We start from the raw sequence: 14377 nt of genomic DNA, 5'->3' as shown, positions 1-14377 counted from the left end.
AAACTTATCCTCGTGAGTTTTGGCAAGTTTATGTCAAAATTTCCCCGAGCCTATCCTCCTCAAGGGCCTGCCTCAGTTCCATCGCAATCCTCCTGCCGGTGCTCATGGGAAAGTCATAGCGGAGCCAGGTGTAGGGCGAGCCGTTGATGAAGGGGTTGGTTCCCGCAACTATTCTCGCCGAGATCTCAAAGACGACGAACTCAAGCTCCTCAGTAAAAACCCCTTCAAGGCAGAAAGGCCCCCAGAGACCGCCCATGAGCTCTTCAGCCGTTTTCACGACCCTTTCGCCGGCCTCAATCACGTCCATCAGCAGGCTCTCGCGGAGAACTATCGGGATGTTTCCGACCACCGTGTAATTTGTCTCCAGGTCAAGCTCAAGCTGTTCTCTGGCGGGTATCCTGCCCATTGCATCGGCGTTGCTCTCGTAGCGCCTGTCAATGCTCATCAGCTCAAGCTCGCGGTTGAGCTTTGAGTAGAAGAAGTGCGGGTAAACCGGGACGCCGAGGACGTATTCCTGAATCTGAACATTGGACAGGTCTTCCTTGCTCCTTACCCCAAGCCTCTCAGCCTTTTCCCAGAATTCGGCCGGATTTTTAGCGAGGAAGTAGCCCTTCCCGCCCTTTGCGCCGTGGGGCTTGACGATAACCGGGCCATCAATGTCATCAGGGTCGTCATAAACCCTCGGGAGGCGGAGCTTTGCCCTTTCGAGCCATATCCTCTCGAGCTTCCGGTCGCTCTCCCACCTAAGCACCCCTTTGTTGCCGTAGTAGGGAACGCGCATTTTCTCTACAAGCTCGATTCCGAGGTGCGCCACGAAGGAGCCAGTGGGGATGACGACTGCCCCGAGCTCAAGCAGTTCCTCCTCGGGGTAAGCCCCTTCGATGAAATTATCCGCCACAGGGAAATACTTCGTGTAGAGGGGCTTAACTCTGGAAGGCCCGAAGGCGACAGTCTCAAAGCCCTCGTCCTTTGCGCCTCTGAGTATTTGGAGAGCCGAGTGGGAGGCGTATGTAGCGACCCTCATTCCCCCTCACCCAGAAGCCTCGGTAGGGACTCGTAAACTTCCCTAAGCTCGGGAATTGACTTCCTGAGGAGCTCTTTTCCGCTCCAGCGGAAGATTACATCTCTTCCCCCTGCCCTCCCAATGACGGCGAAGTGCCTGAAGATGCCCTTAAGCTCGTTTAGGCTCTCCCTTTGGAAAGCCACGACGTAGCGCCCGTGGCTCTCGCTGAAGGCCACCTCCAAGGGGCTGGGGTTTCCATCCGCGGGAACCTCCGAGAGGTCGACCTCGAAGCCGGTTCCGCCAGCTAAGGCCATCTCCGCCAGAGCGACCGCTATGCCGCCCTTGCTGACGTCGTGGACTGAAATAACGAGGCCCTTCTCGATGGCCCTGAGAATTCCCCCGGCGTTGGCCTTCTCTTCCTCAAGGTTCACGCGCGGGGTCCTTCCGCCCTCCACTCCAAGCCTCGCGTAGAGCTCAGAGCCGCCGAGTTCTCTCCCCGTAACACCAACAACGCCGATGAGGAGGCCTTCCTCGAGCCCCATCGAGGGAATCTTCTCAAGCTTCACCTTTCCGAGGCCCGCAACCACGGGCGTGGGCTTTATCGGTTTCCCCGCTATCTCGTTGTAGAAGCTCACGTTGCCGCTTGCGTAGGCCAAACCGAAGGCCTTTGCTGCATCGGCCAATCCCCTAACAGTCTCGGCGAAGCTCCAGTAGACCTCGGGTCTCTCCGGCGAGGCGAAGTTGAGGTTGTCAACGAGGGCCAACGGTTCCGCCCCGACGCTGACGAGGTTTCTAACGACCTCTGCAACGGCACCCATGGCGCCGTGGTAGGGGTTGAGGTAGCTATGGCCGGGGTTTCCGTCCGCTACGAAGGCAAGGCCGTATTCTTCGTTGATTTTAAGGACAGCCGAGTCCCTCCCGGGCTTTACAGCTGTTCTCCCCTGAACCTCGTGGTCGTACTGCTCCCAGACCCAGCGCTTGCTCACGATGTTTGGGCTGCCCCAGACGAGCTCGAAGGCTTTCCCGAAGTCAATCTCCGGCGTTTCAACTTCCCTTTCCAAACTGTGAGGCCTCATCTCCCATTCTATCGTTGGAACGTCCGCGAGGAGCTCAATCGGCAGGTCTGCGACCTTCTCTCCGTTCCAGTAGACGATGTAGCGTGGCTCCTCGATGACCTCTCCTACGACCGCCCAGTCCAGCTCGTACTTCTCGAAAACCCTTCCGATTTCCTCAACGTCTTCAGGCCTAACCGCGAGGAGCATCCTCTCCTGGCTCTCGGAGATCATGACCTCAGCGGGACTCATGCCGGGCTCTCTGAGGGGAACCCTGTCGGCGTAAATTATTACACCGAAGCCCTTCTTCCCGGCCATTTCGGAGGAGGCACAGGTCAAACCTCCGCCGCCGAGGTCCTTAAGTGCTTTCACCTTTCCCGTGTAGACAGCTTCAAGTGTCGCCTCGATGAGGAGCTTCTCAGTGAAGGGATCAGGAATCTGCACGGCGGAGCGGTCTTCCTCTTCTTCTCCCAGCTCTTCGCTCGCGAAGGTTACACCGTGGATTCCGTCCCTGCCCGTCCTATTGCCGGCGAGGATGAGCTTGAGGCCCGCCTCACTGAAGTAGCTGTGCACGAGGTGCTCGGGCTTCATTATCCCAACGCAGGCCACGTTGACGAGGGTGTAGTTATCTAAGCTCTCATCGAACTCGGCTTCGCCGCCGACCGTCGGGACGCCTATCCTGTTGCCGTAGTCGGCTATACCTTTAACGACGCCCTCGAAAAGGTACCTGTTGCGCTCCCCCTCCAGCGGACCGAACCTTATCGAGTCGAGGAGTGCAATTGGCCTTGCGCCCATGGCGAGCACGTCTCTAACTATCCCGCCAACGCCCGTCGCGGCACCGCCGTAGGGCTCCACTGCAGAGGGATGGTTGTGGCTCTCTATCCTCACGGTTATCCACGTCTCATCATCGAACCTGATTATTCCCGCGTCCTCGCCGGGGCCGATGACTATGTACTCGTTCTTAGTTGGCAAAAGCCTCAGCCAGGGCCTGCTGGACTTGTAGGAGGCGTGCTCGCTCCACATAACTTCTAACATGGCCTTTTCAAGCTCGTTCGGCTCCCTGCCGAGCCTTTCGCGGATGAACTTCTCCTCGTGGGGGAACATCATGAACCCTCCAGTTATTGACGTATTAATGTAAAAAAGACCTGTTTTTAAGGTTTATTTTGACTGAAAAATGTTAAAAACTTAAATCCAAAAGAGCGTCGCCGGTATGTCCTTTACCCTTTCGTCCGTGTAGTTGATGAATGCCTTGAGAAGGCGGTAGGTATGAAAAACAAGCGGCTGGATTGAAAGTTGAAATACTTGGCCAGAATTGATAGAATGGAGCGAGTGAACATCTTGACACCCCTTCACACCTTTATCCTTACCAGCCACCGGAGGCTCCCGGCGTCGATCCTCTTGGTCATTAAAATGCCGCTGTTGAAGACCCAGACGGCAAGCTTGAGCACCGCCACATTCCAGAGGAGCAGATAAAGCAGTGCCCCGAGGGCTATAGCGTAGTCGCCAACCATCGCGCTCAGGAAGGCCTGAATAGGTGCGTAGCCCGGATCCGCCTTTACGAGAATTTCCCATGCTCCGGATGGCTCAACACCGCTGAGGAGAACCATCACCGGGATGAGGTAAACAGCCTCAACGAGGCCCGCTATGCTCAACGCACTCCTCACGTCGAGCGTGAAGAGCGAAACTAAAAGGCTCGTCAGGAGCATCAGGAGGAAGAGGAGGAACGTCCCGGCCGATAGGGCGAGCAGAGGCACCAGGCCCAAGGAGACGCCACCCCCACCACCGGAGCCGGGTGAGAACCTGGCAAAAACTGCGAACGAGAGGACAAGGGAGGCGAGCACGAGCAGGCTGAATGCTATCGAGCTGAACACCTTGGCGAGTATTATCGATCTTCTCGAGACTGGTAGCGTGAGGAGGGTCTCAAGAGTCTTGTTTTCCCTCTCCATGGCCACCGATGCGGCTACCGCCTGGGAGGCATAGATGGCTATCACAAAGAGAACAAAAGGCACTGCCAGTGAGCTCTTTAGGAGCGATGAGATGTACCTTGATGGCTCAACGTTCAGAACGCCCCCACCAACTTCTATCATAAACTCCTGCTTAAGGGCCGGCAGAACCCCGCTCCCAAAGCTCAGTATGAGAGCCCTCAGGGTCCCGGTTGACCTAACCCTCTTGAAGTCGAGGGGGTTTGAAAGGCTAACCCGAATCAACAGCCGTGGGGATGTACTGTTTTCGATGGCCTCGGAGAAGCCCGCGGGAATCACGAGTGTTATCCGGGAGCTTTCGTTTATTTCAACCCCGCTCTCCCGGAGAAATTCCACGAGGGCCCTGGAATATTCTCCTTTATCGTTGTCAATGACCCTGACGGCCACTTTGGTGGAATGACCCGATGAACCAATGGCCCCCGAGAGAACCGGTATAAGAATGAGGGGGAGTAATATAGCCGTTAAAAGCCTCCTGTCCCTGAGGATATCCATAAGCTCCTTCCGGAACATGATCCAGAGCTCACCCATAGAAACCCCTCCTCGAAGTTTTCACAAAGACTTCCTCAAGGTTTTTAGAGCTGTACCTCTCCTTCAGCTCCTCGGGCCTTCCCATCTCGACTATAGTTCCCCTGTTGATTATCGCGACCCTGTCGCAGAGGAACTCGACCTCGAGCATGTTGTGGCTCGAAACGAGGACTGAAACACCCCTCTCGCGTGAGAACCCCTTTATTAGCTCCCGGATTTCGTGGGCGTTCACGACGTCCAGACCGCTCGTGGGCTCATCGAGGATCGCCAGCTTCGGGACGACCATCAAAGCCCTCGCCAGGAGAAGCTTTCTCGTCATGCCCTTTGAGTAAGTTGAGACCTTGTCGTCCAGCCTTACCCCAAGGTTCGCTATCCCGATTCCGAGTTCAAGCATCTCATCGGCGTCCTTCCCAGTCGCCTGGGAGTACAGGCCGGCCATAAAGCGGAGGTATTCCCTTCCGGTTAGGTTTCTGTACGCTCCGGCCTCTTCCGGCAGGTAGCTTATCAGCTTCCTGACCTTTTCGGGTTCCTTAACAACATCGTGTCCCATAACTTCGGCCTTCCCCCGGTCTGGTGGTATCAGGGTCGCGAGGATCTTCAGGGTAGTACTCTTGCCGGCCCCATTCGGCCCGATTAAACCGAAGGATTGACATCATTTCCACCTCATGCTATTTGGTCTGAGTGATAGAAGCTATTAATTTAACCAAGACGAAAAGAGAAACGAGTGGTATCAAAAGCTCTCCGCTGGAATGAGACAGAAGGTCTACCTCGCGTTGCCATTCATTATTCAACCTGAGGTCATCATCCTGGACGAACACACGGTGTACTTAGATATGTTCACAAGAAGGAAAGTATGGAACGCAATTCTCGAGCTTTCAAAGGATTTTGGCACCACAATACTCCTGGCGACCCACAACCTCCATGAGGCTGAGAGGCTCTGCGATAGGATACTCTTCTTCAACAAACAAAAAATAGCCGAGGGCAAACCTCAAGAACTCGTCGAGAAAGTTCAAGCCCTAAAAGCGGAGAGGAAGCTGATTGTCAAAATTAATGGAAAGGGGGACGTTAATGAATTCAGAGGTGTAATTCAAAATATCGAGGTCCAAAGTGATGGAAAATTCACGTGCCTCCGGCTTTATTTCAGGAGCGATGAGCTCCAAGACATCATACGACTCCTGGCCAGGTACAGCGTAGTTGACCTCCAGAGTGTCCCGGTGACCCTTGAGGAGGTCTTCCTGCAGTTATGCAAAAAATAGAGAAATCACTTCCTCGCCCACTCGACCATGCTCTTGAAAACCTTCAACCCGTCCTCACTGCCAAGGAAGCGGTCGCTTGCCCTTTCCGGGTGGGGCATGGTTCCGAGGACGTTCCCCCTCTCGTTTGCCACAGCCGCTATGTTAAGAACAGAGCCGTTCGGGTTCGCCTCTTCCGTTACATTTCCTTCCCCATCGCTGTACTGGAAGACTATCCTGACCTTCGATGGGTCATCAACGTAGTAATTGCCCTCTCCATGGGCAATCGGCATCCTTATGACTTCCCCGGTCTCGTAGAGGGAAGTGAAGGGCGTCCCATTATCGGCAACCCTGAGGTAAACCCACCTGCAGAGGAAGCGCGGGATCCTGTTCGGTCTCAAGGCACCGGGCAAAAGGCCGGCCTCGGTTAAGATTTGAAAGCCGTTGCATATCCCGAGGACGGGCCTTCCCTCATTGGCGAACTCCTTTACTTCCTCCATTATCTCCTGCCTGGCCGCTATTGCCCCAGCGCGGAGATAGTCCGCGTAGCTGAATCCGCCGGGAAGGACTACGCCGTCGAAGTCTTTCAGACTGTTCCTGTACCAGACGCGCTCCGCCTCGGCGCCGGCCTTCCTTATAGCTTTCTCCGTTTCAAAGTCGCAGTTGGTTCCGGGGAAAACGACGACGGCGAACCTCACCATCTCAGCTCACCGGCTCTATTCTGTACTCCCAGCTGTGGATGAGCGGGTTTGCCAGAAGGCGCCTGCACATCTCCTCGACCTCTTCCTCCGGGCTCTCGCTCTCCAGCTCGAACTCGAAGTACTTGGGGACTCTGAGGTTCTCAACCGCGTAGCCGAGGTTTCTCAATGCTTTTCCAATTACCCTTCCCTCGGGGTCGTTCAGGCCCTCCTTAAGGCGAACGGTAACATTGACCCTCCACTTCATCGGCACCACCTTGTCAGAAAAATGTAAAAATTGTGGGTTTTTAAGGTTTATTTTGACTTTTAAATGTCAAAGAAAACCGCCGGATATCCAGGTGCAGGGGATTGAAATAAAAAAGAGTGAAGAACTTAAGCCCCGGCTTCCTCAACGGGGAGTCTCATCCTGGAGGAAGCCAGGAGGAGCAGTATTCCAAGAAGGCTCATGCCGAGGTATATTGCCATCCCCGCTCCAACGCTCTTCACCAGGACGAACATGACGTTCGGGGCGACTGCGTTGGCAGAGTTGGATATCAAACCGAGGGCAAAGCTGGCCTCGGGATAGATTTCCTTCGGGTAGGCCGCCGGAGCGGTCGTCCAGAAGGCCGGGCCAGTCCCCTGGACGATGCCAGCTATGGCAAAGCCGAGGAGGGCAAGGGTGTAGTCGTTCGCGCTCGTCGCTTTCCAGACTATGAAGAGACCTATGAAGGTCACGATATAGGAGAGGGTCATGACGCTGACGATGGCTTTGAAGAGGCCGCGGTTGGAGGTGTTTTTGAGTGAGAGGCGATAGCCAAGGTAGCCCATGATGATGGACCAGAGCCCCATTGAAACTTCAAGGGCCATGACGAGGTTGGCCTTCTGGGCCTCGGAGAAGCTCACGTGGTTAAGGGTGAACGAGCCGAGGGTGAAGACCACCCACAGCGCCGGGAAGAAAGTGAAGCCAAAGACCCAGGTGAAGGGCATCCTCCAGACGCTGGCCCCCTTTGCTGAGTGCTTCTCCTTTGGTATCTCGAAGTCCTCAACGAACAGCCACCAGAGGGCAAGCATCACGTACATGAGGACAGCGGAGATAAGGAAGGCCTCTTTGACTGAAGACCAGCTCGCTTCACTTCCACCGGCCCACTTGGCGAGCCTTATGCCGTAGATTCCGCCCCAGAAGATTCCCGAGAGGACTATCCCCTTGGCGAAGGGCCTCTCCGCAACGAAGAGCCCTGCGATCTGGTTGCTGAAGACCGCTACTAAGGCAACTATGAAGCCCTGGAAGAAGCGTAGCGCAACAACTCCCCACCAGTTCGGCATGAAGGGAATCAGGAACTGGGGTATCGCCGCGAAGCTGACTATTAAAGCCACGCTCCTCTTAAAGGAGCCCTTAAAGAGGCTGGTTCCCCCGAGGAGGAAGGCTATGAAAAGGCCGACGACGTAGGCCGTCTGCTGGTAGTTCAAAGCCGCCTCGGTTATGCCGTAGTGGTTGATAACCGCGTCCTTGAACTTTTCAAGCATGTGCATCGTCCCGAAGCCGGCCGCGACGAGCAGCATATCCATGATAACGAACTTCCACCTGTTGTCGCTCAAATTACCACCCCCGGACAAGGCTATGGGAGCAAGATGTAGCTCCGGTGGAGACTTAAAAACGTTCCCCGAATGGGATATGGCCTTTTCCTGGAAAAACCGGAATTTAATTGGTTTTTATCAGAAATCCAAAAAATACCCTGCGGATTGAAGGTGGGAGTAAAGAATGCTCAGGACTCTATGCGTATCTCAACGAGACCGTTCATTCCGTTGATGTTATATTGCAACTTTAGACTTTCTGAATTTACGCCGATGATAGCCCAGAGTTCAACATTCCTCTCTTCAGGGTTCTCTACACTCCAACCCGCGATGTTTCGGGAAAAGCTGGAACGATCATGTACAATAACTCCCTTGGAGTTTGAGGCACTTGGGTCATAGGTGGTGGTTGGATCGTAGTCCAGAAGTTCCCCGTTCAGTGGAATCAGGTAAAAATCCACCTTTTCCTTCCCTGGCACGATTGTTTTCAGGATGAGCCGGCGCCTGTAAAGTTCGCCCCCTACTGCGCTCCAGTTTTCGGGCGGAGTTTCAACCCGGAGCACCGGCGTGCCAAGAAGTACTCCGGAATTTCCAGAGTAGAGGCCCAGGCCCCAGCCCGATCTTTTATCCAAGACTTCGCTGGCCCATTCCAGAAACTGTCCGAGATCTCCAGATAGGAGGAGAACCATTCTTTCGTTGTAAATTAAGATTGCCTCCGGCGATACGTTGAGGGGAACGATTGACAGGGTTACGTTGAGTATACTTTCCAGCCTGGGCAATTTAGGTATCCCGACTATCAGAGCGGGCTTACTGCTCTCCACGGCAACTTTACCTACGTTAGAAAAATCCACCACCTGGAGTTCCTGTCCTTTGTTTGAGAACCTAACATCGAGAGAAACGTTTGAAAGGTAGACTGGCCTGAAGTTGACTGTTTTCTCCCTTGAAGGGACATTTTCAAAATAGACCCCCATTGAAGCCAGGGTGAAGACAAGGAGGAGGACACCAAGAACCTTCATCCTTTGACGCCCCATATGACAACCGCTCCATATCTGCCTGAGTAGTCCCAGTGATAACTCAAACAGTGACCAAATATGCAGTAGTCCCCAACTTTTTTTTTGCCCCACTGTCCTCCATATTCAACTTTCCAGAGATAAGTTCCCGGTGCCTGAGGCACGCGTATTAGTGCTCCAGGTTGAATCCTAAACGAATCTTTCCCCACAAATTTACCTTCATCGATATCGTGCCACCAGCTGGCTAGTTCCCTTGAAAAACTGCTAAGATCATGAACCACAACGTCTGAAATGGAATACGACCAAGACATTCCGGCACTTACCTCTGGGCTATCTGCTACAGAAGCCGATACCGAGACCGTGACTGTAGAAGTGCCTGTCGTAGTGGTTGGACTGTAATCCGAAAGATGGCTAGGAGGGTTATACTCATCAACATCTATGGAGTTCCATAGATCAGCATTACGCCACCCATTCTTCCAGTATAGATCGCCGGGTTCCGTTTGAACTACAAACTGGTATACAAACCAGTTGTATGTTGGATTGGACTCTCCCAGCATGTATAATCTATCGTGGACACTTAAAATTCCATAGGGGGAGAATTCCCATGAATATGACAGTTCCCCCAGAAAATTTCCGGAGCTTTCTTGGAAATCTATAGTTCTAACTGCCGATGTTTTTGATTGGGATAGCTCTACAGGTTGTTTCTCACTTTCAATCTTCTTGATCTTCTGATACATGGATACCACAGACTCAGCTCCGGTATATTCATGGGAGAGGATTTTGCCCCCAATTTTGTTACCTACTTTCCGTGGAACGTAGCCTATAACGACTTTATTTATTGGGATCTCCTTCCCATCGACAATCCTCGCCACTTGAACAGCAACGACGTCTGTACTGTTAAGGATCTCATGGAGAACCCTTTCAGGATTTCCAACCACTATAACTGGCCTGAGCTTTGAGATTTGTGCATTAATGTACTCTCTTGCAACTTTGGGTTCAACGTTATCAACGTTAATAGCCAAGATTGAACCCTCAACGTTTTCTCCTGGATCATTATCGAATCCAATCATGGCAACGGCGGGATGTTCTTCCGTGTCAATGTTACTACTCGGATACGCTAAGATAATTGAGCCTGTTGCTAATACCAAAAGCAGTGCTAATATTGTTTGTCTTCTCACGTGAGATCACCAATCTACACTACTTGCAGTATTTATATTTAAGTTTTTTTGTCCGATTTGTTGGGAGCTATTTGCGAGTAAATAAAAAAGGAAACAGTTCACGTAACCACCTTCTCGAGCTCATCCAGCTCAATCGCGCGCTTTATCTCGAGAGCAATTCTTCTACCTGTGCTCATGGGCTTCCTCCAGAGGGAGTTCCCGTAGGGGTGGCCCATGGCCATGTGGATGTTCGTTCCACCGCCCGTTCTTGGAGCCACATCGTAGATGTAGAAGTTGAGATCTTTATCCACGGCCGTCTGGAGTGTGAAGGGCCCGATTATTCCTGGCGGATAGTACTCCTGCGTTGCCTTCACGTATTTTTCGGCCATCTCGAAGACCTTCTCAAGCAGAGATTCCCTGAGCGTGGAAGAGGCATGACCGCAAACGGTGTACTCCGGCTCGAACTGCCATTCTGGTAATGTCAGCTGCTGGCTCGCCGGAAGCCTTACATGCCCATCAAGGCTCGTCTCAAAGCGCCAGTCTATCCCCAAAAGCTCAATCTCCCCGTCAATTGGCGAGTAGAAGAAGTCGAAGTTGAAGACAGGGCCGATTATGTAGCGCTCTATTCTCGCTTTAGCCAAGTCCTCCTCCGTGATGACGCCCAGCCTGATGAGCTTCCCGGCCTTCTCGCGGAACTCTCTGTAAGATGCCGCCGTGAAAAAGCCGCGTTCAAGCCTTTTCTTGGCGTGCGGGAGCTTTACTATAACCAGGCCGACGTTGTCTATCTCCTCCGGCTTTACTTCCTCCGGATAGGGGAGCTTAGCTTTCTCAAGGAGCCAGTAGTAGCTCTTCTCTTCGCTCCTCTCCTCACTCCGGAGCAAGTTCCTGTTCCCGAAGAGGGGGACGCGGAAGTCGTTCTCAACCCTCTCAATGCCTGTGTAAACCACGAAGGAGCGGTTTGGGACGAAGATAACGTTCCTCCTGATGAGCTCATCCTGGACGTCGATGACCTGGGCGAACTTGTCGACGACAATAACCTCGTCTATGAAGCCTTTGGTGAGGCCGTCCCTCGTCTTCCTGAGCTTAAAGTATTCTGCGTAAGTCCTGTGCCTCCCGCGCTGGGCCACAACAAGGACGGAAAGGCCCTCTTCCTTAGCGCCATCCGCTATATCGAGGGCTGAGTGGCTCCCGATTACGCCGACCGTTATCCTCTCAGGGTTGTATTTCTCAAGGATTCCCAAAATCTCGTCGCGGCCTATCATTACGACCACCTCAGCAGGAATTCGGCTCGAACTCCTTGCCAAGCTCCCTCATCAGGCGAATCCTCTTTTCGACGCTCTCCCTCGTTCCGACGTCCCTCCTGTAGAAGAGCTCACCCCTTATGTGCGGAACCGCGCTTTCGGTAATCCTCTCGGCCTCTTCGAGGGTCTCCGCTATTCCAGCGACCGCTATCGCCCTTGAACCGAGGAGGGTGAAGTTTTCATCTATGGAAGCGTAGTAGAGCCTCGCGCCGTTCTCTTCTATGGCTTTCTCATTGACCTCGACCTTGACGCCCTTGATTGGGTTCACCGGGTAGCCCTTTGGCACAAGATACTTCACGACCGTTGCTTTCTCCTCGAACTCCGCTTTCCTCAGGTTTCCGTCCACTATTCCTTCCGCTATCTCCGTCAGCGGGGTTTTAAGGAGCGGGAGGACGTTTATCGCCTCGGGATCGCCAAAGCGGGCGTTGTACTCTATGAGGACTGGCTCCCCTCTGCTCAGCATGAACTGGCCGTAGAGGATGCCCTTGTAGGGCGTTCCCTCTTTTCTCATTGCCTCGATTGTTGCCCTGAGCGTTTCAAAGGCCCTCTCGTAGTCCTCCTTTGTAACAAAGGGGAGCAAATGATTGGAACAGGAGTAGCTACCCATGCCCCCTGTTATCGGCCCTTCATCGTTCTCGTAGGCATGCGGGTAATCCTGCGCGAGCGGCATTGGAAGGATATGCTTCCCGTCGCAGAAGACCTGGAACGTGAACTCAACGCCATCTGTTCTCTCCTCCACCAGAACCTTTCCGTCGCGCCTTATCAGCTCCTCCGCGTAAGCTTTAGCCTCGTCGTTGTCCCTCAGCTGGTGGCCGACGACCCTGACGCCTTTTCCCCCGGTGAGGCCGATGGGCTTAACGACAACCGGCCCCCCAAATTCATCTATCCACGACCGCATCTCAGAAACGTCGTTGAAGACTTTGAACGCCTTCCTTCCCGGGATTTTGTGCCTTTCCATGAAGGCCCTGGCGAAGGCCTTGTCCGTTTCTAGTTTAGCCGCTTCCCTGCTCGGACCAACCGCGGGAATGCCGTTTTCCTCGAGGACATCAACGATGCCCTTCTCGAGCGGCGCCTCCGGGCCTATGAAGGCCATTTCAACGCCGAACTCCTCGGCGTAGGCGAGAACCTTCTCCACTTCCGTTTCGTTAGCCAGGCCGTAACCCTTCGCGAGCCTTGCGAGGCCGGGGTTTTTATGTTTTGAGACCACGTAGAGCTCGGCCCCGCTCTTCACCAGTGTCTCCCCTATCGCGTTTTCTCTGCCCCCACCACCGACGAGCAGGATCCTCATGAGCTTCACCATATATTTGTTAAAAAGCCCATTTTTTAAGCTTTGTTTTTACATTTAAACGGCAAAAAACTGTTTAATACAAGTTGTGCCATTTACTACAGGGGGTGGCATGGTGATTTCAGAGCTCCTAAATGCGGTCCCAGAAAATGGCATTCTGGCCGTTATATCCGATGGCCCCGATTCCAACGGTGATATCTTCGGGATAAGGCTCCTCAAGGAGCTTGTGAAAAGGGGGGGAGTACGTTTATGTTGTCCTCTATGAGCCTTTCCTGGTGTTCAAGTCGCGCTTGAACGGGAGGGCATAAAGCTCGGGGAGGTTCTGGGCGAGAAGTTCATGGTATTTGACGCCTTTGGGAGCTTTAAGGGCATAGAAAGGGACATCCCTTATGTATACCAGCTCAAGGGATACCTCGATGACGGGGTCTTTGTGGCCAAATACCGCGAGCTCGTGCGGGATTCCCTCAAAAAGCTCCCAACGGACAGAATATGGGTTTTTACTTACCTTAGCTCCGGGGCCTGCAAACTTTTCAAAAACCCCCGGAGGACTTATCCGCAGGTTTGGTGCATTAAGGGAGAGGCCAATGAGCTGATAAGGGACATCAGGGCCGTCATGGTTTATGAAAAAACCGACTGTCCTGACATAGAGGGCTTCATATATGCCTCCTCGGACGTCGTCGTGGAGGTCGTGAGGGAAGGGGCAAAGAGAAAGGCATACATCACGAAAGGCCTCAAGAACGCTGTTTTTAACCCATTCGAGGGTGATGGAGATGATTGAGCTCGGCTTGAGGGAGCTGGACAGGGCCCTCGGCGGAATAAAGAAGGGCTCTTACATTCTCCTGCACGAGGAAGACCCAAGGTCGCTGGGCAGGGAGCTGGTTTTTGAGTTCCTTAAATACAAGCTCGAAAAGGACAGCCTAATCGGGCTCTTCAACATAAGCCACCCCCTCCCGGTGGTGCTCGAAATTATGAGGAAGAGGGGCATAGATGTGGATAGATACCTTGATTCGCTTAATCTGGCGATAATAGACACATTCGGCAGCTTCTACGGGCCGAGGGTGGAGAGAAAGGGAGTATGGTACCTTCCAGGTTCCCTCTCTTACGAACTCCTGTCAAGGAAGTACGCCGAGGCAGTCCGCGCCCACAAGGAGCTCTGGAAGAGGGAGGGAATGTTCGAGGGCAGAGAGCTGTGGGGCGTGGCGATGGACGTCTCTGAGTATTCCCACATCTTCGGTGAGGAAGACGCGCTGAGCTACTTTGAGGTCTCGGCTGAAATAAGGAGGAGACACAGCGCATACAGGGATTATCCCACCGGAACCAACCTCTGGGTGTTCTCGGGAAAGGCTGACAGGGTGTTCTCTTCCATCTACCGCCGTATGGACTACGTGATTAGGACGAGGAGCGAGCTAACGGAAAAGGGGGTAAAAAGATACCTCTACGTCCTCAAGGCGCCTGGAGTGGATGAAGTTATGACCTTTGAGTACTCTTTGGAGAATGAAGGCCTAGCCCTCCGGAGGATTTATTAGCAAAAATTTGTCAAAATCGCCAAAATCTTTTTAAACTTTAGACTTCTTAATGTCAATG

General features: G+C 53.3%; 13 protein-coding genes and 1 pseudogene. 3 read left to right on the top strand and 11 right to left on the bottom strand.

Features of this window, described 5'->3' with window-relative positions; all coding sequences use genetic code 11:
* Positions 1 to 28: 28 nt before the first annotated feature.
* The 4 genes and pseudogenes from ACZ47M_RS09495 to ACZ47M_RS09480 all read right to left on the bottom strand — a co-directional run.
* On the bottom strand, positions 29 to 1024 hold the full coding sequence (locus tag ACZ47M_RS09495; RefSeq protein ID WP_315341516.1) for a formate--phosphoribosylaminoimidazolecarboxamide ligase: 996 nt from the start codon (positions 1022 to 1024) through the stop codon (positions 29 to 31).
* On the bottom strand, positions 1021 to 3159 hold the full coding sequence (purL, locus tag ACZ47M_RS09490; protein ID WP_315342195.1) for a phosphoribosylformylglycinamidine synthase subunit PurL: 2139 nt from the start codon (positions 3157 to 3159) through the stop codon (positions 1021 to 1023). The genes ACZ47M_RS09495 and purL overlap by 4 nt, the downstream gene beginning before the upstream one ends.
* 245 nt (positions 3160 to 3404) lie before the next feature.
* The gene (locus tag ACZ47M_RS09485; protein WP_315341519.1) at positions 3405 to 4565 is read right to left on the bottom strand and encodes an ABC transporter permease subunit; all 1161 of its coding nucleotides are present in this window, start codon (positions 4563 to 4565) and stop codon (positions 3405 to 3407) included.
* A pseudogene (locus tag ACZ47M_RS09480) lies at positions 4558 to 5205 on the bottom strand (ABC transporter ATP-binding protein); the annotation flags it as partial. The pseudogene ACZ47M_RS09480 and the gene ACZ47M_RS09485, both read right to left, overlap by 8 nt.
* Before the next feature lie 106 nt (positions 5206 to 5311).
* On the opposite strand from ACZ47M_RS09480, the gene ACZ47M_RS09475 reads away from it, so the two are divergent.
* Complete coding sequence (locus ACZ47M_RS09475) at positions 5312 to 5818, top strand: ATP-binding cassette domain-containing protein (RefSeq protein ID WP_315341522.1); 507 nt, start codon at positions 5312 to 5314, stop codon at positions 5816 to 5818.
* A gap of 5 nt (positions 5819 to 5823) precedes the next feature.
* Here ACZ47M_RS09475 and purQ read toward each other — a convergent pair whose 3' ends face one another.
* From purQ to purD, 7 genes are all read right to left on the bottom strand, one after another.
* Positions 5824 to 6495, bottom strand: coding sequence for a phosphoribosylformylglycinamidine synthase I (gene purQ, locus ACZ47M_RS09470; protein ID WP_315341525.1), 672 nt, complete (start codon positions 6493 to 6495; stop codon positions 5824 to 5826).
* A gap of 1 nt (position 6496) precedes the next feature.
* A complete protein-coding gene (gene purS, locus ACZ47M_RS09465; protein ID WP_010476954.1) occupies positions 6497 to 6739 on the bottom strand; it encodes a phosphoribosylformylglycinamidine synthase subunit PurS in 243 nt (80 codons plus the stop codon).
* 125 nt (positions 6740 to 6864) lie between these two features.
* Positions 6865 to 8067 (bottom strand): MFS transporter, encoded by a 1203-nt coding sequence (locus tag ACZ47M_RS09460; RefSeq protein WP_315341528.1) that lies wholly within the window; start codon positions 8065 to 8067, stop codon positions 6865 to 6867.
* A 167-nt stretch (positions 8068 to 8234) separates the two neighbouring features.
* Positions 8235 to 9056 carry a hypothetical protein gene (locus ACZ47M_RS09455; protein ID WP_315341530.1) on the bottom strand — a complete coding sequence of 274 codons (822 nt, stop codon included), beginning with the start codon at positions 9054 to 9056 and terminating at the stop codon, positions 8235 to 8237.
* Entirely contained in the window at positions 9053 to 10228 is a 1176-nt protein-coding gene (locus ACZ47M_RS09450; protein WP_315341532.1) for a hypothetical protein, read from the bottom strand. The genes ACZ47M_RS09455 and ACZ47M_RS09450 overlap by 4 nt, the downstream gene beginning before the upstream one ends.
* 98 nt (positions 10229 to 10326) lie before the next feature.
* A complete protein-coding gene (locus ACZ47M_RS09445; RefSeq protein ID WP_315341535.1) occupies positions 10327 to 11469 on the bottom strand; it encodes a formate--phosphoribosylaminoimidazolecarboxamide ligase family protein in 1143 nt (380 codons plus the stop codon).
* A gap of 10 nt (positions 11470 to 11479) precedes the next feature.
* Positions 11480 to 12796, bottom strand: a complete 1317-nt coding sequence (gene purD, locus ACZ47M_RS09440; RefSeq protein ID WP_315342201.1) for a phosphoribosylamine--glycine ligase — start codon at positions 12794 to 12796, stop codon at positions 11480 to 11482.
* 334 nt (positions 12797 to 13130) lie between these two features.
* Between purD and ACZ47M_RS09435 the strand changes: the two genes are divergently transcribed.
* Together ACZ47M_RS09435 and ACZ47M_RS09430 are read left to right on the top strand one after the other, a co-directional pair.
* Entirely contained in the window at positions 13131 to 13571 is a 441-nt protein-coding gene (locus ACZ47M_RS09435) for a hypothetical protein (protein WP_315341538.1), read from the top strand.
* Positions 13558 to 14319 (top strand): hypothetical protein, encoded by a 762-nt coding sequence (locus ACZ47M_RS09430; protein WP_315341539.1) that lies wholly within the window; start codon positions 13558 to 13560, stop codon positions 14317 to 14319. Before ACZ47M_RS09435 ends, ACZ47M_RS09430 begins: the two co-directional genes overlap by 14 nt.
* Positions 14320 to 14377 lie beyond the last annotated feature (58 nt).

This window comes from Thermococcus waiotapuensis (genome assembly GCF_055384795.1).
Note: the sequence above shows the minus strand (reverse complement) of the source record. Positions and strands in the feature narration are given on the sequence as shown.